Origin of the sequence: Burkholderia sola, assembly GCF_905400185.1 — a bacterium.
In the GTDB taxonomy this organism is placed as follows: Bacteria; Pseudomonadota; Gammaproteobacteria; order Burkholderiales; family Burkholderiaceae; genus Burkholderia; species Burkholderia sola.
Genome location: NZ_FR989677.1, coordinates 900,874 through 927,153 on the forward strand (window position 1 = coordinate 900,874; position 26,280 = coordinate 927,153).

20 protein-coding genes and 2 pseudogenes are annotated in these 26,280 nt (G+C 66.3%); 9 read left to right on the forward strand and 13 right to left on the reverse strand.

Annotated elements, in window-relative coordinates; translation table 11 throughout:
* Nucleotides 1–52: 52 nt before the first annotated feature.
* From KR541_RS34170 to KR541_RS34180, 3 genes are all read right to left on the reverse strand, one after another.
* Nucleotides 53–973 (reverse strand): bestrophin family protein, encoded by a 921-nt coding sequence (locus tag KR541_RS34170; RefSeq protein ID WP_050014041.1) that lies wholly within the window; start codon nt 971–973, stop codon nt 53–55.
* 117 nt (nt 974–1,090) lie between these two features.
* Nucleotides 1,091–2,098, reverse strand: a complete 1,008-nt coding sequence (gene cydB, locus KR541_RS34175; RefSeq protein ID WP_050014042.1) for a cytochrome d ubiquinol oxidase subunit II — start codon at nt 2,096–2,098, stop codon at nt 1,091–1,093.
* A gap of 2 nt (nt 2,099–2,100) precedes the next feature.
* Nucleotides 2,101–3,501: a cytochrome ubiquinol oxidase subunit I gene (locus KR541_RS34180; RefSeq protein ID WP_050014043.1), complete on the reverse strand. Its 1,401-nt coding sequence runs from the start codon at nt 3,499–3,501 to the stop codon at nt 2,101–2,103.
* Between the two features lie 411 nt (nt 3,502–3,912).
* On the opposite strand from KR541_RS34180, the gene fdhD reads away from it, so the two are divergent.
* The 7 genes from fdhD (at nt 3,913) to KR541_RS34215 (ending at nt 9,726) form a co-directional block, all read left to right on the forward strand.
* Entirely contained in the window at nt 3,913–4,773 is an 861-nt protein-coding gene (gene fdhD, locus KR541_RS34185; protein WP_050014044.1) for a formate dehydrogenase accessory sulfurtransferase FdhD, read from the forward strand.
* Nucleotides 4,770–5,984, forward strand: a complete 1,215-nt coding sequence (locus KR541_RS34190) for a molybdopterin molybdotransferase MoeA (RefSeq protein WP_213346733.1) — start codon at nt 4,770–4,772, stop codon at nt 5,982–5,984. Before fdhD ends, KR541_RS34190 begins: the two co-directional genes overlap by 4 nt.
* Before the next feature lie 217 nt (nt 5,985–6,201).
* Nucleotides 6,202–7,326 (forward strand): GTP 3',8-cyclase MoaA, encoded by a 1,125-nt coding sequence (gene moaA, locus KR541_RS34195; protein ID WP_216090150.1) that lies wholly within the window; start codon nt 6,202–6,204, stop codon nt 7,324–7,326.
* Nucleotides 7,327–7,373: 47 nt separating this feature from the next.
* A complete protein-coding gene (locus KR541_RS34200) occupies nt 7,374–7,946 on the forward strand; it encodes a molybdenum cofactor biosynthesis protein MoaE (RefSeq protein ID WP_050014047.1) in 573 nt (190 codons plus the stop codon).
* A 51-nt stretch (nt 7,947–7,997) separates the two neighbouring features.
* Nucleotides 7,998–8,255 (forward strand): molybdopterin converting factor subunit 1, encoded by a 258-nt coding sequence (gene moaD / locus KR541_RS34205; protein ID WP_050014048.1) that lies wholly within the window; start codon nt 7,998–8,000, stop codon nt 8,253–8,255.
* A 157-nt stretch (nt 8,256–8,412) separates the two neighbouring features.
* Nucleotides 8,413–9,339, forward strand: a complete 927-nt coding sequence (locus KR541_RS34210) for a class I SAM-dependent methyltransferase (RefSeq protein ID WP_235356222.1) — start codon at nt 8,413–8,415, stop codon at nt 9,337–9,339.
* Nucleotides 9,340–9,459: 120 nt separating this feature from the next.
* Complete coding sequence (locus tag KR541_RS34215) at nt 9,460–9,726, forward strand: hypothetical protein (RefSeq protein ID WP_124631038.1); 267 nt, start codon at nt 9,460–9,462, stop codon at nt 9,724–9,726.
* A gap of 746 nt (nt 9,727–10,472) precedes the next feature.
* On the opposite strand, the gene KR541_RS34220 is transcribed toward KR541_RS34215, so the two are convergent.
* The gene (locus KR541_RS34220; protein WP_089490305.1) at nt 10,473–11,897 is read right to left on the reverse strand and encodes an aminotransferase-like domain-containing protein; all 1,425 of its coding nucleotides are present in this window, start codon (nt 11,895–11,897) and stop codon (nt 10,473–10,475) included.
* A 519-nt stretch (nt 11,898–12,416) separates the two neighbouring features.
* Here KR541_RS34220 and KR541_RS34225 point away from each other — a divergent pair.
* Nucleotides 12,417–12,773, forward strand: a pseudogene (locus tag KR541_RS34225) (ABC transporter substrate-binding protein); the annotation flags it as partial.
* A gap of 30 nt (nt 12,774–12,803) precedes the next feature.
* On the opposite strand, the gene KR541_RS34230 reads toward KR541_RS34225, so the two are convergent.
* From KR541_RS34230 to KR541_RS34270, 9 genes and pseudogenes are all read right to left on the reverse strand, one after another.
* The gene (locus KR541_RS34230; protein WP_216090151.1) at nt 12,804–13,724 is read right to left on the reverse strand and encodes a hypothetical protein; all 921 of its coding nucleotides are present in this window, start codon (nt 13,722–13,724) and stop codon (nt 12,804–12,806) included.
* Between the two features lie 77 nt (nt 13,725–13,801).
* Nucleotides 13,802–13,894: pseudogene (locus tag KR541_RS36985) on the reverse strand (TfoX/Sxy family protein); the annotation flags it as partial.
* Between the two features lie 56 nt (nt 13,895–13,950).
* Nucleotides 13,951–15,687 carry a site-specific integrase gene (locus KR541_RS34240; protein WP_216090152.1) on the reverse strand — a complete coding sequence of 579 codons (1,737 nt, stop codon included), beginning with the start codon at nt 15,685–15,687 and terminating at the stop codon, nt 13,951–13,953.
* A gap of 129 nt (nt 15,688–15,816) precedes the next feature.
* Nucleotides 15,817–17,085: an MFS transporter gene (locus tag KR541_RS34245; protein WP_050014166.1), complete on the reverse strand. Its 1,269-nt coding sequence runs from the start codon at nt 17,083–17,085 to the stop codon at nt 15,817–15,819.
* A gap of 15 nt (nt 17,086–17,100) precedes the next feature.
* Nucleotides 17,101–17,889, reverse strand: a complete 789-nt coding sequence (locus KR541_RS34250; RefSeq protein WP_216090153.1) for a peptidylprolyl isomerase — start codon at nt 17,887–17,889, stop codon at nt 17,101–17,103.
* 12 nt (nt 17,890–17,901) lie between these two features.
* Complete coding sequence (gene narI, locus KR541_RS34255) at nt 17,902–18,585, reverse strand: respiratory nitrate reductase subunit gamma (RefSeq protein ID WP_050014164.1); 684 nt, start codon at nt 18,583–18,585, stop codon at nt 17,902–17,904.
* 24 nt (nt 18,586–18,609) lie between these two features.
* Nucleotides 18,610–19,311 (reverse strand): nitrate reductase molybdenum cofactor assembly chaperone, encoded by a 702-nt coding sequence (narJ, locus tag KR541_RS34260; protein ID WP_050014163.1) that lies wholly within the window; start codon nt 19,309–19,311, stop codon nt 18,610–18,612.
* Entirely contained in the window at nt 19,308–20,843 is a 1,536-nt protein-coding gene (gene narH, locus KR541_RS34265) for a nitrate reductase subunit beta (protein WP_089490303.1), read from the reverse strand. The genes narJ and narH overlap by 4 nt, the downstream gene beginning before the upstream one ends.
* Nucleotides 20,840–24,604: a nitrate reductase subunit alpha gene (locus tag KR541_RS34270; RefSeq protein WP_216090154.1), complete on the reverse strand. Its 3,765-nt coding sequence runs from the start codon at nt 24,602–24,604 to the stop codon at nt 20,840–20,842. Before KR541_RS34270 ends, narH begins: the two co-directional genes overlap by 4 nt.
* Nucleotides 24,605–25,166: 562 nt before the next feature.
* Here KR541_RS34270 and KR541_RS34275 point away from each other — a divergent pair.
* Nucleotides 25,167–26,222 (forward strand): tetratricopeptide repeat protein, encoded by a 1,056-nt coding sequence (locus KR541_RS34275; protein WP_235356233.1) that lies wholly within the window; start codon nt 25,167–25,169, stop codon nt 26,220–26,222.
* The last annotated feature ends 58 nt before the right edge of the window (nt 26,223–26,280 follow it).

A 26,280-nucleotide genomic window follows, 5' to 3' on the forward strand; every position in this document is an offset into this window, starting at 1 on the left:
CCCCGCTCGGGCCGAGCAACCTTACCGACGACTACACTACCGACCCCGCCGCCTACGTGATCTGATACGTCGACGCCGGCACGAATTCCTCGGGCATCGGCCGATCGCCGAGTTCGAGCACCGACCGCTCGATCGTGCGCGTGATCGCATCGAGCGCGAGCGCATTCGGCGCAAGGCCGAACGGCTCGGCCACTTCGTTCGCGATCGCCTCGAGCGCGATCAGCGTGTAGGAAATGAACACGCAGATCAGCGGCGTGAAGAACTCCGTCGAATCGACGAGCCCGAACGGCAGCAGCACGCAATACGCATACACGGTGCGATGGAGCAGTACGCTGTACGAAAACGGGATCGGCGTCGACTGGATGCGCTCGCAACCGCCGACCGACTTGCCGAGTGCGTCGAGTTGCGTCTCGAACATCCAGCAGGTCGCGTCGCTGCCTGGTGCGCGCCCCAGCGCACGCACGATGCCGCCGCGCAGTTCGTCGAGGATCGCGACCGGCTTGTAGCATTTGCCGCCGAGCGCGGCCGTGCGCTCCGCGCCGAGAATGCGCTGCAGGTCCGCGCTCGGATCGGTATGGCGCAGTTGATGCTTCAGCGCATACGCGAGCGCGATCAGCAGATCGGCGAGCCGGTTGCGCTCGGCGTCGCTCACGTTGTCGGGCAGGTAGCGATGCAGTTGCGACGTCACGGCGCGTGCGGCGATCAGCAGGTTGCCCCACAGATGCCGCGCCTCCTTGAAGCGCTCGAAGCTCGCGTTGTTGCGAAACCCGAGGAAGATCGCGAGCGCGAGCCCGAACAGCGTGAACGGCGCGGTGTTCAGCGGAATCTTCTCGCCGAAGATTCGGCCGTTCGTGAAGACCGCCAGCGTGCTGACGATCGCCATGAACACGAGCTGCGGAATGATCGACTGCAGCACGGAGCCGTTCCATACGAACAGCATCCGGAGCCAGTTCTGTCGTGGTCGGACGATCATGATGTTTTCTCGACTGGCAAAGGAATAGGGAACCGGAATACGCAACCCGTTGCGCCCGCACCTGATGTGCAACGGCCCGCGCGTGGCGGGCCGCTTTCGCATCGAGTGCCGTGCCGCTCAGTGATAGCCGATGTCGCCCTCGCGCACCTTGCCGCGGAACACGCGGTACTGCATCGCGTTGTACACGAGGATGATCGGCAGCACGATCACGGTGCCGACGAGCGCGAACAACTGGCTCGAATGGCTCGACGACGCATCCCAGATCGACAGCGACGGCGGCACGATGTTCGGCCAGATGCTGATCACGAGCCCCGTGTAGCCGAGGAACACGAGCGCGAGCGTCAGCAGGAACGGCGTGGCCTCGTGCGCACGCTTCACCGCGTAGAAGATGCCCCATACGCATGCGACGACGAGGATCGGCACCGGCAGGAACCAGCCGAGGTTGCCGCTGCCGAACCAGCGGTGCGCGACGGCCGGCAGCCCGATCACGGTCCACAGACTGACCACGCCCATCACCGCGAGCAGCACGCCCGTGAGCGGCTTCATCAGCAACCGCATCTTGCGCTGCAGTTCGCCGTCGACCTTCAGGATCAGCCAGCCGCAACCGAGCGTCGCATAGGTGACGAGCACGCCGATCCCGCACATCATGCTGAACGGCGACAGCCAGTCGAACGGCCCGCCCGCGAACTGGTTGTTCTCGATCTTGATGCCCTGCAGCAGCGAACCGAGCACGATCCCCTGGCAGAACGCGGCGAGCGCCGAGCCGCCGATGAACGCGAGGTCCCACATGTGCTGCGTGCGGGTCGCTTTCGCGCGCAGCTCGAACGCCGCGCCGCGGAAGATCAGCCCGACCAGCATCAGCACCAGCGGCAGGTAGTTCGCCGGCAGCAGCGTCGAATACACGACCGGGAACGCGCCATAGAGGCCCGCGCCGCCGAGCACGAGGAACGTCTCGTTGCCGTCCCACACCGGCGCGACGGTGTCGAGCATCACCTGGCGCTCGGCCTTCGCATCGAAGAACGGAAACAGCAGCCCGATGCCGAGATCGAAGCCGTCCAGCATCACGTAGATGAATACGCCGAGGCCGATGATCGCGGCCCACACGACAGGAAGATCGATATGCATGATTACTCCGCCTCCGTCACGTTCAGCGGCGTGGACAGCGCGCTCTTGCGCAGCCCCGGATGCCGGTGCAGCTCGATGTAGCCGGCCTGCGCAGCCGGCCCGCGCTTCATCAGTTTCATCATGTAGTAGATACCCGTTCCGAATACGAGGAAATACACGACCACGAAGATCAGCAGCGACACGCCGACCTGTTGCGCGGTGAGCGGCGCGACCGAATCGACGGTGCGCAGCACGCCGTACACGGTCCACGGCTGCCGCCCGACCTCGGTCGTGATCCAGCCGGCCAGCAGCGCGACGATGCCCGACGGGCCCATCGCGACCACGAACCACTGGAACCAGCGCGTCTCGTACAGGCGTCCGCCCTTTCTCAGCAGCAGCCCGAGCAGCGCGGTCAGCAGCATCAGCATCCCGAGGCCGGCCATGATCCGGAAAGTCCAGAAGATGATCGGCGAATACGGGCGGTCCTGCGGCGCGAATTCCTTCAGCCCGCGGATCTCGCCGTCCCAGCTGTGCGTGAGGATCAGGCTGCCGAGGTGCGGCACCTGGATCGCATAGCGGGTGGTTTCGGCCTGCATGTCGGGCAGCCCGACGAGGTTCAGCGCGGTGCCGCCCTTCTCCGTTTCCCACAGCCCCTCGATCGCCGCGATCTTCGCCGGCTGGTATTCGCGCGTGTTCAGCCCGTGTGCGTCGCCGACGAAGATCTGGATCGGCGCGAGCACCAGCAGCATCCACAGCGCCATCGAGAAGCTGCGCTTCACCGGCTCGTCGCGGCGCCCCTTCAGCAGGTGCCACGCACCGCAGGCGGCGACGATGAAGCCCGCGACGATGAACGCCGCGATCGTCATGTGCGCGAGACGATACGGAAACGACGGGTTGAAGATGATCTTGAACCAGTCGACCGGCACGATGAGGCCGTTCTCGATCTTGTAGCCTTGCGGCGTCTGCATGAAACTGTTCGACGCGAGAATCCAGAACGTCGAGATCAGCGTGCCGACCGCGACCATCAGCGTCGCGAAGAAGTGCGCACGTGGGCTCACGCGCTGCCAGCCGAACAGCATCACGCCGAGGAAGCCGGCTTCGAGGAAGAACGCCGTCAGCACTTCGTACGTGAGCAGCGGCCCGGTGATGTTGCCCGCGACGCGCGAGAACCCGGACCAGTTGGTGCCGAACTCGTACGCCATCACGACGCCGGAGACCACGCCCATCCCGAAGCCGATCGCGAAGATCTTCGACCAGAACTGAAACATGGACTTGTAGGCGGCGTCGCCGGTGACGAGGTAGCGCCATTCCAGCACCGCCAGGAAGCTCGCCATGCCGATGCTGATCGCGGGGAACACGATGTGGAACGACACCGTGAATGCGAATTGCAATCGGGCGAGATGGAACGCATCGAAGATTTCCATGACCGTAATTTGCTCGTGGTTGTGAGGACGTACGCTCGAAGCAGGAAATCGCGCGACGGCTTGGCGACGACACATGCGAACCCGAACGGCGGCTCGCACGGCATCGAAGCGTGAACGACGATATCGCGTTTGCAACGATACTCGCAATCAATCGAACGTGCGCTGAAACTGTGCTGCTTGCACCGCCGAAGATGTGTGCACGGAAAATAGTTACCATGCCGACGGGACGCTCAGCTGTACTGCTTTTCGTGTGGCGGCGCTGTATCCCGGGCGCACTGTTCACTCCACTTAACATGTTGTCCAACGCCTGCCCGCGGCGGTCGCGCGCCCTTCGCCGCCCGCCCGGCGGCGTCGATTCCCGTGGTTCGGCGCACACGCCGGGCCCGGCCGCCCCGCCCTGGAGAAACCTGCATGGAGTCCTGCATCCGCCGCGACGATCCGACCGGCAGCACCGCGTGTCGGGTGACGCGCCATCGCGCCGGCGACGCGCTCGACACCGTCGATCGCGTCGTCGACGAAACCCCGGTTGCGCTCGTGTTCAACGGCATCTCGCACACGGTCATGATGGCGACGCCGATCGACCTCGACGCGTTCGGCCTCGGCTTCGCGCTGAGCGAAGGCATCGTCGAGCGCGCGTCGGACGTCTTCGACATCGAAAGCGAGTGCCGGCCCGGCAGCGCCGAAGTGCGGCTGACCGTGTCGCAGCAGGCGTTCATGGCGCTGAAGGCCCACCGCCGCGCGCTGGCCGGCCGCACCGGCTGCGGCGTGTGCGGCATCGAAAGCATCGCGCAGCTCGACCTGCACCCGCCACGGATCGCGGCCGCCGGCACGGCCGCGGGCATCGGCGGCGACGCGATCGCGCGCGCCGCGCGTGCGTTGCCGGCGCGGCAGACGCTGATGCGCGAGACCGGCGGCATCCATGCGGCCGCGTGGTGCGATAACAACGGCGCCGTGCTCGACGTGTGCGAGGACGTCGGCCGCCACAACGCACTCGACAAGCTGATCGGGCAGCGCGCGCGCCGCCGCGCCGACCTGCACGCGGGTTTCGTGTTCCTGTCGAGCCGCGCGAGCTACGAACTGGTGCGCAAGGCCGCGCGGGTCGGCATCCCGATGATCGCGACGATCTCGGCGCCGACGGCGCTCGCGATCGACGTCGCCCGCGAAGCCGGCGTGCGGCTGCTCGGTTTCTGCCGCAACGACGGCTTCGTCGAATACGTGTCGCCCGCGGTCGCTTCCTTCAACTCACCGGCGCACCCGGCCCATTCGTCATGAAGCACCTGTCCGATTTCGATACCGCGCAGCAGCAATTCGCCGGTGCGTTCGCGCCGCTCGATCGCACCCGGTCCGTGCCGATCGCGCAAGCGGCCGGCCACGTGCTGGCCGCGCCGCTGACGGCCGTGCTCGACCAGCCGCCCGCCGACCATAGCGCGATGGACGGCTACGCCGTGCGTCATGCGGACCTCGCGCACGGCGAGCCGCTGCGTGTCGCGCAGCGCTGCTATGCAGGCGATACGCCGGCGCCGCTCGCGCCGCGCACGGCTGCGCGCCTCTTCACCGGCAGCCTGATTCCGCCCGGCGCCGACACCGTCGTGATGCAGGAGCATGCGCACGAACAGGACGGCGGTGTCACGTTCGACGTGCCCCAGCGCAGCGGGTCGCACATTCGCCGCCGCGGCGAGGAAGTGCGTGCCGGCGAGCTGCTCGTGCCGGCCGGCGTGCGAATGGGCGCGATGCACGTCGGCGTGGCCGCCGCGCAGGGGTTCGCGCGGATCGACGTGCGCGCGGCGTTGCGCGTCGGCATCCTGACGACCGGCGACGAGCTGGTCGCGTGCGGCGAGCCGCGCGCGCCGCAGCAGATCTACAACAGCAATGCGCCGATGCTCGCCGCGCTGGTCGCGGGAACCGGCGCCGACGTCGCGATGAGCGTGCACGCGGCCGATACGGCGGCCGCCGTCGATCGGGCGCTGCGCGACCTGCACGCGCAGTGCGACCTCGTGATCTGCGTCGGCGGCGCGTCGGTCGGCGACAAGGACCTGCTGCGCCCCACGCTGGCCGCGCTCGGCGCGTCGTTCGTCGTCGCCGGCGTGCGCATGAAGCCCGGCAAGCCGGTCGCGCTCGCACGGCTCGATACGCGGCCCGTCGTGCTGCTGCCCGGCAATCCGGGCGCCGCGATGACGACGTTCGCACTGTTCGTCGCGCCGCTGATCCGCCGCCTGCAGGGTCGCGACGCGTGCGTGCCGGTCGTGCCGTCGCTGCCGATCGACACCGGCTTCGAGCCGGATGCGCAGCGCGAGCGCTTCGTGCGCGTGCGCTGTACGGTGGACGCAAACGGTGCGCCCGTGCTCGATACGCTGCGTCAGCAAGGCGCCGGCACGCTGCAGTCGCTGGTGCAGGCAAGCGGGCTCGCGCGGCTGCCGGCCGGGCGCACCATCGCGCGCGGCGACGCGGTTCCGTACTACGAATTCGCGCGCTGGCTCGCATGAGCGTGAAGTCGACTCTCCACCCGATACGGCGCGTTCGCCTCACTTGCCGCGCCTGGCGCGCGTCCCGGGCGGCGAACTGTATTCCTGCGATTCGGGCGCGATTGTGTCTCTGCCGGCCCAACCCGGCGGACTATGCTCACGATGAGGCTCGTCACGACCTGTGCGCCGATACGTCGGCACACGCACGGCCGAGCGGCGACGCCCCTCCGCTTACTACATGCAGGCCGACGACCCGATCGTGAATGCCATCGTTTCCGCCGCGCCGGCCGCCGCCGTTTCATCCGGCGACGCATCGCCCGGTGCTTTCCTCCGCCCGTCCGACACGCTCGGCCGTCCGCTGCGCGACCTGCGCCTGTCCGTCATCGACCAGTGCAATTTCCGCTGCGGCTACTGCATGCCGCGCGAAAGCTTCGGCGCCGACTACGCGTTCATGCCGTCGTCCGAGCGCTTGTCGTTCGCGCAACTGGAAAAGATCGCCCGCGCGTTCACATCGCTCGGCGTCGAGAAGATCCGCATCACGGGCGGCGAGCCGCTGCTGCGCCGTCACCTCGAAGCGCTGATCGAACGGCTCGCCGCGCTGACGACCGTCGACGGCAAGCCCGTCGAAATCGCACTGACGACCAACGGCTCGCTGCTCGCCGCGAAGGCGCGCACGCTGCGCGACGCGGGGCTGTCGCGCGTGACCGTGAGCCTCGATGCGCTCGACGACACTGTGTTCCGCCGGATGAGCGACGCCGACGTGCCGGTGTCGCGCGTGCTGGCCGGCATCGAGGCCGCGCACGCGGCCGGGCTCGCGCCGGTCAAGGTCAACGCGGTGATCGAGCGCGGCGTGAACGACGACCAGATCCTGCCGCTCGTGCGGCACTTCCGGCACACGGGCGTGGCCGTGCGTTTCATCGAATACATGGACGTCGGCGGCGCCAGCTTCTGGTCCGGCGACAAGGTCGTGCCGGCCGCGCGGATGCGCGAACTGATCGACGCGCACTATCCGCTCGTGCTCGTCGGCGAGCCGGGGCACGACGCCACCGCGATTCGTTGCGCGCACATCGATGGAGCAGGCGAAGTCGGCTTCATCGCGAGCGTGTCGCATCCGTTCTGCGGCACGTGCTCGCGCGCCCGCGTGTCGGCCGACGGCCAGCTTTATACGTGCCTGTTCGCGACGCAGGGTGCCGACCTGCGGCCGTGGCTCGACGATGCGGCGTCGATCGCCGAGCTCGCCACCGCCGTGCGCGAACCCTGGACGCGGCGCGACGACCGCTATTCCGAGCGCCGGGCCGCACGGCCGGCCCGCGCGCCGGGCAAGACCTATCCGACCGTGCGCATGTCGCTCGTCGGCGGCTGAAGGGCCGCCGCGCGACACCGGATGCGCCGCCTACTGGAGAACCTGTCATGACGACTTTCACCGAATCCCGCGCCGGGCTGCCGGACGATCCGCTGCATGCCGGCAACCCCGCGCCGCCCGTCGATGCGGCCGGCACTCAGCCCGAATCGGCGCCCGCGATTGCCGCCGGCTTCGAAGTACGCGTGCAGCATGCGCCGATCGACGCGGGCGCGGAGCTCGCACCGATCGTTCGCAATCCGAATGTCGGTGCGGTCGTGAATTTTCTTGGGGTGGTACGCAAGGAAGGCGATGTCGACGACGTCGTCGCACTGGAAGTCGAGCATTACCCGACGATGACCGAACAGGCGCTGTGGAGCATCGTCGAGGAAGCGAGCGCGCGCTGGCGGCTCGAAGCGGTCAGGATCGTGCACCGCGTCGGCCGCATTCCGCTCGGCCAGCCGGTCGTCCTGGTCGTGGTGGCCGCCGCGCATCGCGCGTCCGCGTTCGATGCGTGCGAATTCCTGATGGATTTCCTGAAGACCCATGCGCCGTTCTGGAAGAAGGAGATTCGGCACGACGGGGAATCCGGGTGGGTCGAGGCAAAGGCGCACGACGACCAGGCGATGCGACGCTGGGGGTGATTGCGTTCGCTTCGTGTCTCCGATTCCGCTGTTCCTTTTGAAGACAATCCAATGAAACTGACGATCAAATACTTCGCAAGCATTCGCGAACAACTGGCAATCGATGAAGAAGCCGTCGAGATCGATGCCCGCGAACTCACCGTCGACGCGCTACGCGGCACGCTGGCCGCCCGCGACGCGCGCAGCGCGGACGCGCTGCGGATGGACCGCCCCGTGCGGGCGGCCGTGAACCTCGAAATGGTGACCGGGGACTTCGTCGTGCGGGAGGATAGCGAGGTCGCGTTCTTTCCGCCGGTGACGGGGGGATGACGCGACGCGCGGGGTTGCGCGCTTGCATGCAGTCGTTTCGCCGCGCTCGATGGATCGAGCGCGAACGCGGTCATCGGCGCCGGCGTGGAAAAACAAAGGTTCTTCACGGATTCCCGGCGAGAGTCGGGGAGGAACGTCGGCTGCCGGTCATTTTGAGATGTTCGACATCGTGGTCTGGTTCGTCGACAATCCGCTTGGGGTTCAGGCTCTAGAGTCACGAGTGCTCCCAATTAGCGAACAATCGAATGGCGCGAGAATGACCTCGTACGCAGAAATATATTTGAAAGATTTTCACTGCCGCCGGGCAGGAGCAACGCGTCGAGCCTACGGTAATCGACCTGCACGATCTGCGCAGGCAGCATACCCCTCCTCCTATCACGCACTGGCGAATCGTGTACCGAATGACGCGATGTCGCGGACTGTGCTCGATCTGGCATGTGGTGATGGGCCATTGCTGCAAATTCTGAACGACAGGGGGCATGCAGCAACGAAGCTAATTGGCATAGACATGAGCGATGGCGAGTTGAGCCTGGCTCGGCGAATATTGCCGCACGAAATACGATTGCTTAACGAGCGTGCACAAGAAGTGTCGCTCGGTAGCGGCTCGGTAGACTACGTGCTGTCGCACATGGCTCTCATGTTGATGGACGATATCGAACAAGTTGTTCGAGAGATTCGCCGGGTATTGCGTGACGGCGGCAGCTTTTCCGCTATCGTCGGGCGGAGCTTTTTGACTGGCAAGGTCGGCGAAGTATTTTTGGACATCTTCAAGCCAATCGCGAAGGATCAGCTCACAGAGTTGCGGCTCGGTGATGCGCGCACACGTAGTGAAGCGGGGTGGCAAGAACTATTAAAGCCCGATTTTGTTGATGTGGCTTTTGAAGACATCGAAATCGACTGGGCACCTACACCCGAGCAGCTGTGGTTGGACATGCTGGACACCTACGACGCCGACCGGATGTCGGAAGCGGCGCGCGTACAGTTCAAAAGTGAACTGTTGTCGGCGTTCGCGCCCATGCAAAGCGAAGACGGTACGTTGCAAACTGGATGGGGCCTGCGTCTTGTTCAGGCCACTGCTGCCTAGATGCTCGCTCGTCCAGCGATACAAAACGCATGATTCCGCTGTCGGCCAGTTTCAGACACTCGACCATACGGACTAGATCGCCGACAATCGGCAGTACCCGCTTACGTTTGGTCAATATCGATGAAAGTTTCGAGAGATTTCGGAATCGTTGTCCGGCGGGCTGCGCTAGCAGCCAAGAATGTCGACCTATCGACGGTCATGGTCGAATTCAATTTTCGGGAATATTTTGACGAATCCGATAGCCTCTTGTCGCTTGGCCCGTTCTTCGGCGGCGATGCGGCCGATGAGTGCACGAAGTCATTGGAACGGCTTGGGCTAACATACATCGACGACTTTTTTGTCTTTGAGCAGTTTGTGCCCGCCTGGTGTTCGTTCGAAGTATTTTGATGTGAGTGTCGATATCGAGTTGCCGAGGTTGAATCCGCATCCAAAAGCGGTCGCTCGACGCTGCAGCCTAGATCGACGACATCGACCAAACTGAGCGAAATCCAAATGAAGACCAGATGCGCTAGCGCTGAGCCCACCCCAGGCGCCCGGCTGCAATACAACAGGAAGCTCTATGCCGACATTCTCGTGGGAGCCGTTGGATTTTCTTGAAGCACTTGAAGTCTCTCCAGTCGAGGAAGAGTATGGGATCTCCTACCGGTATCTCGTTTCGAGAGGCTCCGTTTTCTTGAGTCTAACTATATGGCCACTCAATTGCGACGTTGAGATTTTGCTTGGCAATGCAAGGGGTGCAGAGCCGCTTGTTCGGCTCAACTTGTTGGATTGTCCAGGTGCGCGTGTCATGCGAGACGATGAGCGGACATATATCGAATTCTGTGCTGCCAAGGTATTCGGAGGGCGATACGACCAGACACATACGCCGCCTTACGGATTTCGATTGCAACTCGAGCCGTTTATTCAGATCTCGACGTTTTCGTACCCCGTCTAATAAAACTTGGACGTTGGCGACAAGGTCCGCTGCGGTCCTAGGGCGGTACGATTGTGCGCCACCGAACGACCGCTTTGGGGACATCCCGCTGACCGCTCAGGGTCGGCCAGCGACGTCCACGGAAAACCATGAGGAACCAAAACAAAGCCGGCACGAGGCCGGCTTTGTCATCGAAACACAACGTACCGCCCGCGCCCCTTCACCGCATGCACGCCACGGCCAGCTTCCCGACCGTGATCACCGCCTGCTCGATCTCCGGCGACCACGGGCTGCTGTAGTTCAACCGGATGAAGTTCCGGTAGTTGTCCGTGATCGAAAACATGTAGCCCGGGCCGATCGTGATCCCCTGCTCCAGCGCAAGCTGGTACAACCGCATCGCATCGACCTGCGCCGGCAACTCGACCCACAGCACGTACCCGCCCGCCGGGCTCGACATGCGCGTGCCTTCCGGAAAGAACCGCGACACCATCGCGCGCATCAGGTTCGCCTGCTGCGCATACGCCTTGCGAATTCGCCGCAGGTGATGTTCGTAGCCGTCGCGCTCGAGAAACTCCGCGATCGCCAGTTGCGGCAACGACGGCGTCGCGAGCGTATTCAGGAACTTCAGCTTCTCGACCTGATCGCGATAACGGCCCGGCAGCGCCCAGCCGATCCGGTACGCGGCCGTCAGGCTCTTCGAGAACGACGAGCAATGCAGCACGATCCCGGTCCGGTCGTAGGATTTCAATGAACTCGGATGCGTATCGCCGAAATACAGTTCGTTGTATACGCCGTTCTCGATGATCGGCATGCCGGCCTTCGTTGCGAACTCAACCAGTTCGCGCTTGCGCTCGTCCGGCATCTGGAAACCCAGCGGATTCTGGAAGTTCGGCATCACCATGCACGCGGCGATCGGCTGCGACTTCGCGATCGCGGCCAGCGCCGCGATGTCGATCCCGTATTCCGGATGCGTGGCCACCTCGATCGCCTTCATCCCCATCCGCTCGATCGCGTGCAGCATCGCGTAGAACGTCGGCGACTCCACCGCGATCGTGTCGCCCGGTTTCGCGACCGCCTGCAGGCACAGGTTGATCGCCTCCGTCGCGCCGACCGTCACGATGATCTCGTTCGGGTCCACCGACATCCCGTTCTCCAGGTAGCGGCGCGCGATCTGCCGGATCAGCCGCGGATGGCCGGGCGGCAGCCCGTCGGTCACGCCCCACAGCGACTTGTCGCGGCCGGCCGCATACGCGTAGCGGTTCAGTTTCTCGAACGGGAACAGGCTCGGGTCCGGATACGGCGAGCCGAGCGGCACCGCGTCGTCCGTGCCGATCGAGCGCAGCGTCGACAGCACGAGCCGGCTCACGTCGACCGACGACGAGATCGCGATCGGCTTCGACGGCCGCAGTTCGCGCACCGGCGCGTGCCCGTCGTCGCGCCGCAGGTTCACGAAATAGCCCGACTGCGGCCGGCTTTCGAGCAACCCGCGGCTTTCCAGCAGCAGATACGCATGCAGCACCGTCGTGATGCTGATCCGGTGCTGCTGGCTCGCCTGCCGCACCGACGGAATCCGGTCGCCATGCCGGTACACGCCCTGGCGGATCAGGCGCTCGATATCGTCCGCGAGTTTTTCATAGAGTTTCATCGTGCGTCTCCCGCCGACGCGCGCGGCCGCGCCGCCCCGCCGTGTGCGTCCGATACGCACGTGTTGCTCGTGTTTCGCCCGCCGACCGGGCCGTCGTGATTCCTGATCTTCCCCTCCGGTTTTGCCTTTTCCATCGCACTGGCTCTCTCTTGAAGATGCGCCGCCAGGGTTCCGGATCAACTGGATCTGCGGCACTGTGCACTTGATGGTTTGATCTTAAGAGAAGAACAGTTTGCGGCGGGTACACACATCGAACGCGCGAACAAGAGTACAGTTCCGCCCGAATCGCGCATCACGGGAAAACTGTACGTCTTATGAAATGGCCGGACGGTCGGTTGGCCGGCACGAGGCGGCCGGATCGGCCTGGACGCCGCCGTACCGGCGAGGCAATTGGGGGGCACTACTGCAGGGTTTTCGTTGGGAGAGCCACACGATGCGGTCCACGATCGAACACGTAGCCGCGCGTAGCCGCACGTGCCAGATTGATGCGCACGCCGAGCCCGAGTTCCGCGCGTTCGACACGCGGGCGAAGGCACGCAGGATCTGGAGCCCGGCCCCGCGCTCGACAAGCTGCCGTCAGCCGTCGCGTTCGCGCAGCGCGACAAGCACTACAAGGCGCGCTTCAACCAGGACGTCGAGCTGTATGCGCCGTTCGCGTACGACGCGGCGCTCGCGATGATCGCGGCGGTTCGCAAGGCCGACTCGCCCGATCGCGGCAAGATCGTCGCGAGCCTGCCCGGCGTGTCGGTCACCGGCGTGACCGGCAAGATCTCGTTCGACGAGCGCGGCGACCTGATCAAGCCGCCCTACACGCTGTTCCGCGTCGAACAGGGGCAGTGGCACAGCATTCGCACGGTCGGCGGCGCGTCGAACTGATCGACACCGAGCAGCAGGCAACAGGCGGCGTCATCGCGCCGCCTGCTGCCGCTGCACCTCCTGCGCTTTCATCTGCAGATACGCGCCCCGCTCCACTTCGTGCAGTTGCTGCGGATACTGCTCGGTCGCGTCGAACCAGCGCGCGAGGCGCTGGTCGATCGGCTTGTCGAGCGTCGCGAGATACGTGTCGATCGCAAGGTAGTAGCGCATCGTGTTGCGCTCGAGCAGCCCGCGCACGCCGCCGACGTACTGGGGCTGCCCGGCCGACGCGGCGCCGACGGTCGTGAACCCGACCTTGTCGCTGCCGACCGTCGCGAGGTAGGTTTTCATCGCCATCCGTCCGACCGTACCGAAACCATACGAATACGTGAGATGCAGGAACGTGCGCGACGCGCCGACCGGCACGGCCTCGAGCGCGATCCGGTAATCCTTCGTGCCCATCGGGCCGCTGTCGGCGGTCAGGTCGACCTGGAAATAATCGGGCGTCGCGGCCGCCACGCGATAGCGGAACTGCACGCGATAGGTGTCCGACAGCTTTTGCTCGATCTTGCGGCCGAGGTTCACGTCGAGCACCGGGCCGTTGCCGCCGCTCGACGCATGACAGTACTTGGTGTTCAGGTGCAGGATCAGCACCGCGCACCAGTTCGCGGGGCCTTGCGCGGGATCGTTGAGCTGGCCGTTCACGGCCGCGAACGGATAATCGACGACCGCATAGATGTCGCCCTTCAGCGACGACGATGCTTCCGACGATTCGAGCACCACGGGCCGGTGAAACGCGTTGTCCTTCAGCTGAGGCCCGAGGCTGCGGTAGCGGTCGAGCAGCGCGGCCGCGCCGCTCGCGCCTTCCGCGCCGAACGACAGCGCGCTCCAGCCGACACACAGGCTCACGACGAGCACATGCCATGCGCGGCGCGCCGGGCGCGTGCCGCGCGTCAATGCGGATGTCTCCATGTTGGTACTCCCTGGCGCACGATGGTCGCGTGCATGTGTCACAGAATACGCCTGGCCGCCGCGCGGCGTGGCGCGGCGCCGTATTCGCCGAACATCTTGCGGGCCGATACCGTACCGGCCGCCGCGATCTGCTCGACGATGAAATCGACCGTGCGCTGGCTCGACGCCATACGAACCCCCGGGATCGAAACATCGTCTGACCGGCGCCGATGCCGCGCCGTTCCACTCATTTGTCGATGCCGAACGCGCTCGACATCTGCCGCGCCCGCTTCACGTCGTCGCCATGCAGATAGATCGACGTCGTCGAGATCGACGCATGCCGCAGGTTGTCGCGCACCGTCGTCAGCTCCGCGCCGCGCGCCAGCGCGTGCGTCGCGTGCGTATGGCGCATCCAGTGCGGGCTCGCCTGGCGCAGCTTGTGCGCGAGCACCGGGTGGTCGGCTTCGACCGCAACGGCCGTCTGCGCGAAGAAACGCTGCATCACCTTCCACAGCCGCACGCTCGTGATGGCGGCCGCGTCGTCTTCCGCGAGGCTCGGAATCAGCGGCGTATCGGGCCGCCAGCGCGCCGGCGTGACCGGCAACCGGCGCGCGACCAGATAGCGGTCGAGCGCCGTGCGCGCGAGCGGCGGCAGCGCGACGCGCGCGGCCTTGCTGCCCTTGCCGATCACCTTCAGCCACGCGTCGCCGTGCGCGTCCGTCTCGATGTCGCCGAGCGTCGCGCCGACCAGTTCGCTCGCGCGCAGCCCGGTCGCATAGCCGAAATCGAGAATGAAACGCAGCCGTTGCGCGGCGGCCGGCGTCCAGCCCGACTGCGGCGCACCGTCGCCCGCGCGCTGGCCGAACTCGAGCCCGTCGGCGATCGTGCGGACCAGCAGCCACTCGCCTTCGGTGAACGCGTGCGACGTATCGAGCGCGGTCGCGCCGCGCGTGTCGCGCACCTTCACGCCCGCGAACGGATTCGCGAGCAGGTAGCGCTGCTCGATCAGCCAGCGGAACAGCGCACCGAGCACCGACAGCGTGTACGCCGCCGAGCGCGCGGACAGCGCGCCCGAGAACGGCCGCCAGTCGGGCGCGCCGCGCGGCCGCACGGGCCCGACCCAGCGCTCGTGCGGCGTCGGCCGCCGGATGAACGCGCGATACGCGAGCGCGTCCTCGGTCGTCAGCGACGACAGCGCGCGGCCGCGCTCGACGATCGCCCACAGGATCAGCCGCTCGGCTTCCTTCCGGTACGCGCGCCGCGTCGCGGCCGATTCGTGCAGCGACAGCCACGCGTGCACGGCCGCGTAATCGTTGTCCGCATCGAGCGTGCTAGTCGCGCGCGGCGCGCGGAACGTGCCGGCCGAGCCGTCGACTTCGTGCGGCAGCTTCAGGTGTTCCCACGGCACGATGCTGCCGCGCGGCGTCGCGGCGATCAGCGCGCGCGCCCGTTCGGTCAGGTCCGGATGCGCGGCGAAGAACGCGTCGATGCGCCGCGCACTGGCCATGCCGAGGCCCGCGATCGCCCGCCACCACTGGCGCCGGCGCGGAATCCGCACCGTCAGGTCGGCGAGCGTCGCGATCCCGTGCGCACGCAGTGCCACGACCGCGCGCGCCGGCAGCCACAGGCCGACGTCGTCGCTGATCTGCGGTGCCGGCGCGCGTGCATGGCGCAGTTGGGCGATCGCGTCGGTGGCCGCTTTCGCCTCCCGCAAACGCTCACCGTCCGCATGGCCGAGCCGTTCCGCGAGATCGGGGCGGCCAACCTGCCGCGCGACGCGCACGAGGCGACGGCGGATCGCGCCGATCACGCCGCGCGCCGAGCGCACCGCGCCGAGCCGGTCGGGCAGGTAGCGTTCGACGGCCTGACGCACGGTCATGCCCGCGTACCACGCGCGCAGCGCGGCCAGTTCGTCGGCGTCGGGAAAGCCTGCGGGCGCAGGCGCGGAATCGGCGGAATGCGATGAAGCGAGGCGCGGTTTCATGGGCGCCAGTTTGACAGAAGCGCGCGCGGCCGGATACGTCGCGCGCGCCCTTCCGAACGGGACGATGCGCTGGCGCGACCCGGGCTCCCTCGGGCATCGCACCGGCGCATCGGATCGATCGAAAGGAGGTCAGCCCGTGACGACGGGTGTGCGCCGCACTTCCGACAGGTAAATGAGGATCAGCGACACCCACACGATTCCGTACAGGAACATGAAGCACGTCGTGCGCACGCGCAGCAGGTCGAGCAGCATGCCGAACAGGATCGGCAGCAGGAAGCCGCCGAGCCCGCCCGCGAGCCCGACGATGCCAGTCACGACGCCCATGTTGTCCGCGAAATCGTCGGCGACGTACTTGAAGGTCGACGCCATCCCGAGCGCGAACACCGCGCCGAGCACGAAGGTCAGCGCGACGAAGCCGGCCACCGGCATCGCGACGTTCAGCGTCGCGGTTCCGTCGATCGTGTGAATCACGAAATCGGTCGCCGGGTACGACAGCAGGAACAGCGCGATCCACGCGACCCACAGCCCCCACCACGTGACCGCGTGCGCGCCGAAGCGGTCGGACAGCGCGCCGCCGAGCGCGCGCAGCACGGAGCCCGGCAGCGAGAAGCCGGCCGCGAACGCGGACGCCATCACCAGCGACATCCCGTATTCGCTCTTCAGGTACTGCGGAATCCACAGCGACAGCGCGGTGAAGCCGCCGAACGTGATCGAATAGTACTGGCAGAGCCGCCACACGCGCGGGTCGCGCAGCACCTTGAACGAATCGAGCATCGATCCGCCGCGCTTGCCCGCCCCTGGATCGGGCGCCGACGCGAACCAGAAGATCAGCGCGGTGACGAGCAGCGCGACCGCATAGATGCGCGGCACGAAACGCCAGCCATACGCGTCGAGCAGCAGCGGCGTGACGAACAGGTTGACGGCCGCGCCGCACGTGCCCGCGCCGAACACGCCCATCGCGAGCCCGCGTCGCTGCGGCGGGAAAAACCGCGCGACATACGGCGTGCCGACCGCGAACGACGCGCCGACGCAGCCGAGGAACAGCCCGATCAGCAGGAACTGCCACAGCTGCGTCGCGTAGCTGACGACGTAGACGGGCACCGCGCACACGACGAGCAGCACCGTCATCACGATGCGACCGCCGAAGCGGTCGGTCCACGTGCCGAGCGGCAAGCGCATCAGCGCGCCGGTCAGCACCGGCGTCGACGTGAGCAGCCCGAACTCCGTGCTGTTCAGCCCGAGATCGGTGCGCAACTGCACGCCGAGCACGCCGAACATCATCCACACGACGAAACACACCATGAACGCGAGCGTGCTCGCGGCCAGCACCGACCACGCACGCAGCGGAACGGCCGGTGCGTTCACCACCCGCCCGGCATTACCTTGTTGAGTTGCCATACGCCAAACCCCGTTTCATTGAACCAGCGGCCCGTTCGCACCGTCGAATTCGACGCCTTCGACGCGTGCGCCGCCCGCGAGAATCGCCACGTACTGCCGGATCGCCTGCCGCCGCACGCGCGCCGCGAGGTACGCGGCGATCTGGTCGGCGGCTTCGTCGAACGGCACCGTGTCGCCCGGCACGCGGCGCTCGATGCGCACGATGTGGAAGCCGAAGCGCGTGTTGACGAGTTTGGGCAGCACGCCGGTGCCGTCGGTATCGAACAGCGCGGCCTCGAATTCCGGCACCGTGTCGCCGCGCAGCAGTTGCCCGAGGCTGCCGCCGACTTCCGCCGACGGGCAGTTCGACGACGCGCGCGCGACCGCTTCGAACGTATCGGGCGCGGTCACCACGTCGGCGAGCACCTGTTCCGCGCGCTGCCGCAGCGGCGCGAGCGGCACGCGGTCCGTCATCGCGAACAGCACGTGGCTCGCATGGACGATGTCGTCGCGGCGAAAGCGCGCCGGGTGCTGCGCGTAATAACGCTCGCAAGCCGCGCGATCGGGTTCGGGCACATGCGTGAGTTCGCGTTCGAGCAGCGCGTCGACGGCCGCGTCGTCGAGCGGCGCGCCTTCGTCGAGCAGCGCCAGCGACACCGCGCGCTGCCGCAGCAGCTCGCGCACCGCGAGCGTGCGCCGCGCCGCGTCGAGCGGATCGGCTGCATCGTGGTAGTGCTCGGCTTCCGCCGAGATCGACGCAGCGTCGATCTCGATGCCGTTGACGATCAGCGGCATCGTCGCGACTTCGGAAAGAACCTCGTTCATGCTTTTTCCTCCTCAGCGCTTGCGTACGAGCTGGTACGGACGGATCAGGTACGCGATCGACGCGATCCCGCTCCAGATGTGCACCATCCGCGTGAACGGCGACACGAGGAAGATCGTGAAGCCGAGCAGGATGTGCAGCCGGTACGTGAGCGGCACGCCGACGAGCAGGCTCGCGATGTCCGGGCGGAACGTGACGACGCCCTTCACGTAGTCGGTGAGTTGCTCGAACATCACGCCGTCCATGTGGCGCGTCGACAGTACGACCGTGCCGAGCCCGAGCGCGAGCTGCGCCCACAGCATCAGCACGATCACGATGTCGGACGTGCGGCTGTTCTTGCGGATGCGCGCATCGCCCAGGCGGCGCCAGATCAGGATCGTCAGCCCGACGATCGACGCGACGCCGGCCGCGCCGCCCGCCACCATCGCGACCAACTGGTGCCCGGACGCCGACAGGAACGGCGACACGAGCCAGTGCGGCGCCAGGAAGCCCGCGAAGTGCCCGAGCACGACGACCAGCACGCCCCAGTGAAACAGGTTGCTGCCGAGCCGCAGCATCCCGTGGCGCAGCAGCTGCGACGAATCGCTTTTCCACGTGTACTGCTCGCGGTCGAAGCGGATCAGACTGCCGACCAGCAGCACCGCGAGACAGATGTACGGGTAGATCCCGAACAGGAACTGATGCAGGTAAGCGTTCATGTGTTTCCCCAGTTGGGCCCGCGCTTACGCGCCGCGGGCCGGCCGCTTGTCGTGGAACCGCACCGTCTGCTCCGCGGTCGCCGGTGTTGCAGCGCCGACGAAGCGCACGGCTTCGTCCGCATACGACGCGTCGAGCGCGCGGTAGTCGTCGGCGCTCGGCCGCTCGGCGGCGACGTCGTCGTCCGCGGCGGCCGGTGCGTCGACCGGTGCGAGGCCCGCCATCGGCAACAGCGCGCCGACGACGAAGCTGTAATGACTGCCGCGCTGCGCGAGCTGGCCGGCCACCGCGCGCAGTATCTCGCCGGTTTCAGCGAGCAGGCTGCGCGCATCGGGCGCCGGCAGCCGCGACAGGTATTCGAGGAACACGGGCAGATAGTCGGGCAGTTCGCCCGGGTTCAGGAACAGCCCGTGCCGCTCGTACATCTGCAGCAGGTCGACCATCGCCTGTCCGCGGTCGCGCGATTCGCCGTGCACGTGCTCGAACAGGTGCAGCGACGTCGCGCGGCCGCGATCGAACAGCGCGACGTAGTTCTCCTGCAGCGTCAGCAGGTCGCGCTCGCGCATGTACGCAAAGAACCGGTCGAGCCCGGCGCGTACCGTCCTCGGCAAACGCGCCGCTTCGCGCAGGTGCGTTTCGACCGAATCGAGCACGTCGACGAGCGCGTCGTCCGGATAGTCGAGCAGCGCGGCGAACGCCGCATAGGTCGGATCGGGTGCGGTGCTCATCGGGAGACCTCGCGGATCGGAATGGTCCGTGTGCCCTTCTCCTTCTTCGCGCTGAACAGGCTCGCCGACGACCGGCCGTCCGAACAGCCGTTGCCGAACGAGAAGCCGCACGACGCGCGCAGGTCGTACGCGTTCTCCGCATACTCGCGATGTGTGGTCGGGATCACGAAGCGATCCTCGTAGTTCGCGATCGCGAGATAGCGGTACATCTCCTCGACCTGCGCGAGCGACAGCCCGACCTGGTCGAGCACGGCGCGCGCGTCGATGCCGTCGACGTGGCGCGCGCGCATGAACGCGCGCATCGCGAGCAGCCGTTCGAGCGCGAGCTTCACGGGCGCTTCGTCGCCGGCCGTCAGCAGGTTTGCCAGATAGCGCAGCGGAATGCGCAGCGATTCGACGTCCGGCAGGTAGCCGTTCATGCCGAGATCGCCACTGTTGGCGGCCGCGTTGATCGGCGACAGCGGCGGCACGTACCAGACCATCGGCAGCGTCCGGTATTCCGGATGAAGCGGGAACGCGATCTTCCAGTCGATTGCCATCTTGTAGGTCGGCGAACGCCGCGCGGCGTCGATCCACGCGGCCGGCACGCCGTCGCGCTCCGCCTGCGCGATCACGGCCGGGTCTTCCGGATCGAGGAACAGCGACAGCTGCGCTTCGTACAGATCCTTCTCGTTCTCCGCGCTGGCCGCCTCGCTGATCCGGTCCGCGTCGTACAGCAGCACGCCAAGATAGCGAATGCGGCCCACGCAGGTTTCCGAACACACGGTCGGCTGGCCGGCCTCGATACGCGGATAGCAGAAGATGCACTTCTCGGCCTTGCCGCTCTGCCAGTTGTAGTAGATCTTCTTGTACGGGCAGCCGGACACGCACATGCGCCAGCCGCGGCACTTGTCCTGGTCGATCAGCACGATGCCGTCTTCCTCGCGCTTGTAGATCGAGCCCGACGGGCACGCCGCGACGCACGCGGGGTTCAGGCAGTGCTCGCACAGGCGCGGCAGGTACATCATGAAGGTGTTCTCGAACTGCCCGTAGATGTCCTTCTGCACGTTCTCGAAGTTGGTGTCCTTCGCGCGCTTCTCGAATTCGCCGCCGAGAATTTCCTCCCAGTTCGGCCCCCACTCGATCTTCTCGAGTCGCTGGCCGCTGATCAGCGAGCGCGGCCGCGCGACCGGCATCGCACGCGTGTTGCCGGCTTCCTGAAGATGCGCGTAGTCGAACGTGAACGGCTCGTAGTAGTCGTCGATCTCGGGCAAATGCGGGTTCGCGAAGATCTGCGCGAGCAACCGCCACTTGCCGCCGAGTCGCGGCTCGATCCTGCCGTCCGCGCGCCGCTGCCACCCGCCACGCCAGCGGTCCTGGTTCTCCCAGTCCTTCGGATAGCCGATGCCCGGTTTCGTCTCGACGTTGTTGAACCACGCGTATTCCATCCCTTCGCGGCTCGTCCACACGTTCTTGCAGGTCACCGAGCACGTATGGCACCCGATGCACTTGTCGAGGTTCAGCACCATCGCGATCTGTGCGCGTATCTTCATGACGTTTCTCCGGTGCGGACGTTCGACGTATCGGTCGCGGCTTCTTCGCCGTCGAGCCAGTCGACCCTGTTCATCCTGCGCACGATCAGGAATTCGTCGCGATTCGAGCCGACCGTGCCGTAGTAGTTGAACCCGTACGCGAGCTGCGCGTAGCCGCCGATCATATGGGTCGGCTTCAGCGCGATGCGCGTGACCGAGTTGTGGATGCCGCCGCGCGTGCCGGTGATCTCGGAGCCCGGCGTATTCACGATCTTCTCCTGCGCGTGATACATCATCACCATCCCGGACGGAATCCGCTGGCTCACCACCGCCCGCGCGCACAATGCGCCGTTCGCGTTGTAGCACTCGATCCAGTCGTTATCGACCGCGCCGATCGCCTTCGCGTCGTCCTCCGACATCCACACGATCGGCCCGCCGCGCGACAGCGTCAGCATCAGCAGGTTGTCCGTGTACGTGCTGTGGATGCCCCACTTCTGATGCGGCGTCAGGAAGTTCAGCACACGTTCGGGGTTGCCGTTCGAGCGCGAGCCGACCATGTGTTCGTAGCTGCCCGTATCGACCGGCGGCTTGTACGCGCACAGCGATTCGCCGAATGCACGCATCCACGCGTGATCCTGATAGAGCTGCTGGCGGCCGCTCATCGTGCGCCACGGCACGAGTTCATGCACGTTCACGTAGCCGGCGTTGTACGACACGTGCTCGGATTCGATCCCGCTCCACGTCGGCGATGAAATGATCTTGCGCGGTTGCGCCTGGATGTCGCGGAAACGAATCTTCTCGTCCGCGCGCGCGGCGGCCAGGTGCGTGTGATCGATGCCGGTGATGCCGGACAGCGCGCACCATGCCTTCACCGCCACTTCGCCGTTGGTTTCAGGTGCGAGCGCGAGGATCACCTCGGCCGCATCGAGTGCGGTGTCGATCCGCGGGCGCCCTTGCGCGGCGCCGTGAGCGACCTTGTAGTTCAGTTCGCCGAGCAGCTTCACTTCGTCTTTCGCATCCCAGCCGATGCCCTTTCCGGCGTTGCCGAGCTTGTCCATCAGCGGGCCGAGCGACGTGAAGCGCGCATACGTGTTCGGATAGTCGCGTTCGACCGCGACCACCGCCGGCATCGTGCGGCCCGGCACCGGTTCGCATTCGTCGCGCTTCCAGTCCTGCACGTCGAACGGTTGCGCGAGTTCGCCCGGCGTATCGTGCGCGATCGGCGCGAGCACGACGTCGCGCTCGACGCCGAGATGCCCGTCGCACAGCTCGGAGAAGCGCTTCGCGATCCCCTTGAAGATCTCCCAGTCGCTCTTCGATTCCCACGCGGGATCGACCGCCGCCGACAACGGATGGATGAACGGGTGCATGTCGGACGTGTTCATGTCGTCCTTCTCGTACCACGTCGCGGTCGGCAGCACGACATCCGAGTACATGCAGGTCGTCGACATGCGGAAGTCGAGCGTCACGAGCAGATCGAGCTTGCCGCGCGGCGCTTCGTCGTGCCACGTCACCTCCTCGGGACGCCGGCCGCCGGTCGCGCCGAGGTCCTCGCCCTGCACGCCGTGAGTGGTGCCGAGCAGGTGCTTCAGGAAGTACTCGTGGCCTTTGCCCGACGAGCCGAGCAGGTTCGAGCGCCATACGAACAGGTTGCGCGGGAAGTTGTCCGGTGCGTCCGGGTCCTCGCACGCCATCCGCAGCGCGCCGGCCTGCAACTGCCGCGCGACGTCCGCACCCGCCTGCGACGGGTCGCCCAGGCTCGCGCCGACCTTCAGTGGATTCACCGACAGCTGCGGCGCGGACGGCAGCCAGCCCATCCGCTCCGCGCGCACGTTGTAGTCGATCGGCGCGCCGTGGAACCGCGACTTGTCCGCAAGCGGCGACAGCAGCGCGGCCGGATCCATCGGGTCGTAGCGCCACTGGTCGGTATGTGCGTAGAAGAACGACGTCGCATTCATCTGGCGCGGCGGGCGGTTCCAGTCGAGCGCAAATGCGAGCGCGGTCCACCCCGTCTGCGGCCGCAGCTTCTCCTGGCCCACGTAGTGCGACCAGCCGCCGCCGGGCTTGCCGATGCAGCCGCACATGATCAACATGTTGATGATCGCGCGGTACGACATGTCCATGTGGAACCAGTGGTTGATCCCCGCGCCGATGATCACCATCGACTTGCCCTGCGTCTTGTGCGCGTTCTCCGCGAACTGCCGCGCGACCGAGATCACGTCCGCGCGCTTCACGCCGGTGATCGCTTCCTGCCACGCCGGCGTGTACGGCAGATCGTCGTCGTAGCTCGCGGCCACGTCGCGCCCGCCGAGCCCCTGGTCGAGCCCGTAGTTCGCGACGAACAGGTCATAGACGGTCGCGACCAGCATGTCGCCGTTGCGCGTCGCGATGCGCCGCACGCCGATCCGGCGCGACAGCACGGACGCATGCTGCGTCGAGTTGAAGTGCGCGTGCGGCTGGTTGCCGAAATACGGGAACAGCACGTCGACCACGTCGTCGTGCGCGGCCGTGCACGACAACCGCGGCGACAGCACCGCGCCCTTCGACGTCTCGCCGCGCAGGTTCCACTTGCCCTTGTCGGCGTCCGCCTGTTGACCCCAGCGGAAGCCGATCGAGCCGACCGGCACGACGAACTCGCCGTTCGCGTCGTCGATCATCACGGTCTTCCACTGCGGATGCGCGGCTTCGTCGAGCGCGTCGTCGAAGTCGGATGCGCGCACGAGGCGCTCGGGCACGTAGCCGTCGCCGTGCGGCACGAGCCGCACGAGGCACGGCATGTCGGTGTAGCGCTTGCAGTAGTCGGCGAAATAATCGCTCTTCCCTGCAAGATGAAATTCCTTCAGGATCACGTGGCCCATCGCGAGCGCGAGCGCCGCGTCGGTGCCCTGCTTCGGGTGCAGCCACAGGTCGCCGAACTTCGCGCCTTCCGAGTAGTCGGGAAACACCGACACGACCTTGGTGCCGCGATAGCGCGCCTCGACGAGGAAGTGCGCGTCGGGCGTGCGCGTCTGCGGGACATTGGAGCCCCACATCATGATGAACGTGGAGTTGTACCAGTCGGCCGATTCCGGCACGTCGGTCTGCTCGCCCCAGGTCTGCGGCGACGCGGGCGGCAGGTCGCAATACCAGTCGTAGAAGCTCAGGCACACGCCGCCGATCAGCGACAGGTAGCGCGAGCCCGCTGCGTACGACACCATCGACATCGCCGGAATCGGCGAGAAGCCGACCACGCGATCGGGACCGTAGCGCGCCACCGTGTAGACGTTTGCGGCCGCAACGATCTCGTTGACCTCGTCCCAGCTCGCGCGCACGAAGCCGCCGAGCCCGCGCCGGCTCTGGTACGAGCGCCGTGCTTCATCGTCGTCGACGATCGAGCGCCATGCGTCGACGGGCGCGAGCGTGCGGCGGCGTTCGCGCCACAGCTTCACGAGCGCGCTGCGCACCATCGGATGCTTCAGGCGGTTCGCGCTGTACAGGTACCACGAGTACGACGCGCCGCGCGAACAGCCGCGCGGCTCGTGGTTCGGCATGTCGGGACGCGTGCGCGGATAGTCGGTCTGCTGGGTTTCCCAGGTGACGATCCCGCCTTTCACATAGACCTTCCACGAGCAGGAACCCGTGCAATTCACGCCGTGGGTCGAGCGCACGATCTTGTCGTGCTGCCAGCGCATCCGGTAACCGTCTTCCCACTTGCGGTCTTCGTCGGTGACGGCGCCGTGCCCGTCTGAAAAGCGTGGCCTCGTGGTGGAGAAATAACGCAATCTATCCAGGAAATGGCTCATGGGGATCTCGTTTTTCCGGTCTTTGGCAGACCCTGATTATTTAAGGAGGGGAAATACTGGTTGTAAAGGACGGTCGGATTGGAATCAGTCCGCCTTCTGCATCCTTTTCGTCCGGCTCGGATGAATTGTCTTTCGGATCGACGTATCACAACTTGATACAAATCACGACATCGTTCATCGAGCTGCAACGTCCAGAAATAGGGACTGATAGTGTCGCCTGCTATGCTTCGCACGGCAGTGCCGCGTCCTGCCGGTTCGTTTTCCGTTGAATCGGGACATCGGACTCAACCGCATCGAATGGCATTGAACGAACGACGGTGTCATGCGGAATCGCCGGCCGGCAGCGGGCCGTTCATGGAAGACCGCGCAATGCGTTCGACCGTTTTACCGGCCGTCGGGCAATGACGTCGCCACCAATAAGAACCGCATTTTCATGACCTCACGCCTTTTCACTGCCTGTGTCGCAGCAGCGATCGGGTGCGCCGCCCTGCCCGCCGCCCACGCCCGCACCTACGTCCCACCGACGGCGTCGTTCGGCAACGGGGCTTACGTTCATCGATTCGTGTTGCGCGACCCGGTCACGCAACGACCGCTGCCGAATGCGCGCTATCGGCTGTTCCTGCCGGACCAGGCCATCGCGGGACTGCCCGGCAAATCGGCCGAGCACGACAACGTGATCTTCGGCACGACGGACGCGGCCGGCCGCACGGCCAGGATCCGGCTGCCGAAGTTCCATCCGGAGCAGCAGTGGGTGTTCAACCCGATCATCGGCGAAGGCGAGATGGGTCAATCGTTCCGCCTGGTCGATTCGTCCAGCGACGCGCCGCTCGGCGGCGTGCCGTACGTGCTGGACGTCCAGGACGAATATCTCGCGTGCGGCTATTCGGATGCCCGTGGCAATACCTACTACGCGCAATCGCGTACGCGTCGGAACATCAATCTCTCCACCAGCGTGCTGATCGCCCCCGACGACACCGACTGGTGCGCGGGCCCGGGCGCGGCCATCGCGAACGGCACGAACGCGCCCGGCACGCCGGACCTGTACACGCAATATCTCGGCAGCCTGATCGCCAACGGCAACCGGGTCGGCGGCGAATTACGGCAGCAGATCGTCGCCAAGCTGCTGTCGCTGGCCATCTCGGAACGCGACACGGCGCGTATCGCCGCCGTGCTCGACCTCGGCGACATTTCCGACGATCACCTGAACGACGTCGGCTATCGGCTCGTCGACGCAGGCGTGGAAGTCGAGCGCGGGCTCGCGATGATCGACGCGTATCTCGCGAAGCAACCGGCGGATGCGTATGCGCTCGACAGCAAGGGTTGGGCGCTGTATCGCGTCGGCCGCCACGACGAAGCGCTCATGTGGTTCGACCGCTCGATAGCGACCTTCGCGGCGGACGGCGACGAAGCAAGCGCTGCACGCGAAGCGCATGCGACCGCGCTGGCGCACAAGGGCGAAGTGCTGTGGAAGCTGGGGCGCCAGGATGAGGCGCGCGACGCGTTCGCGCAGGCAGGGAAGATTCAGCCGGAGAGCACCGAGCTGGCGCAAACGTTGAAGCGGCTGATGATTGGGAACGGGCAGGACGACACGAACGCGCCGTCGATGACAAGCGACTAGGCGACATCGCGGCGGCGTAACGGCTGTCGCCAGTCGTCGCGGAACCGTCGACGAACGT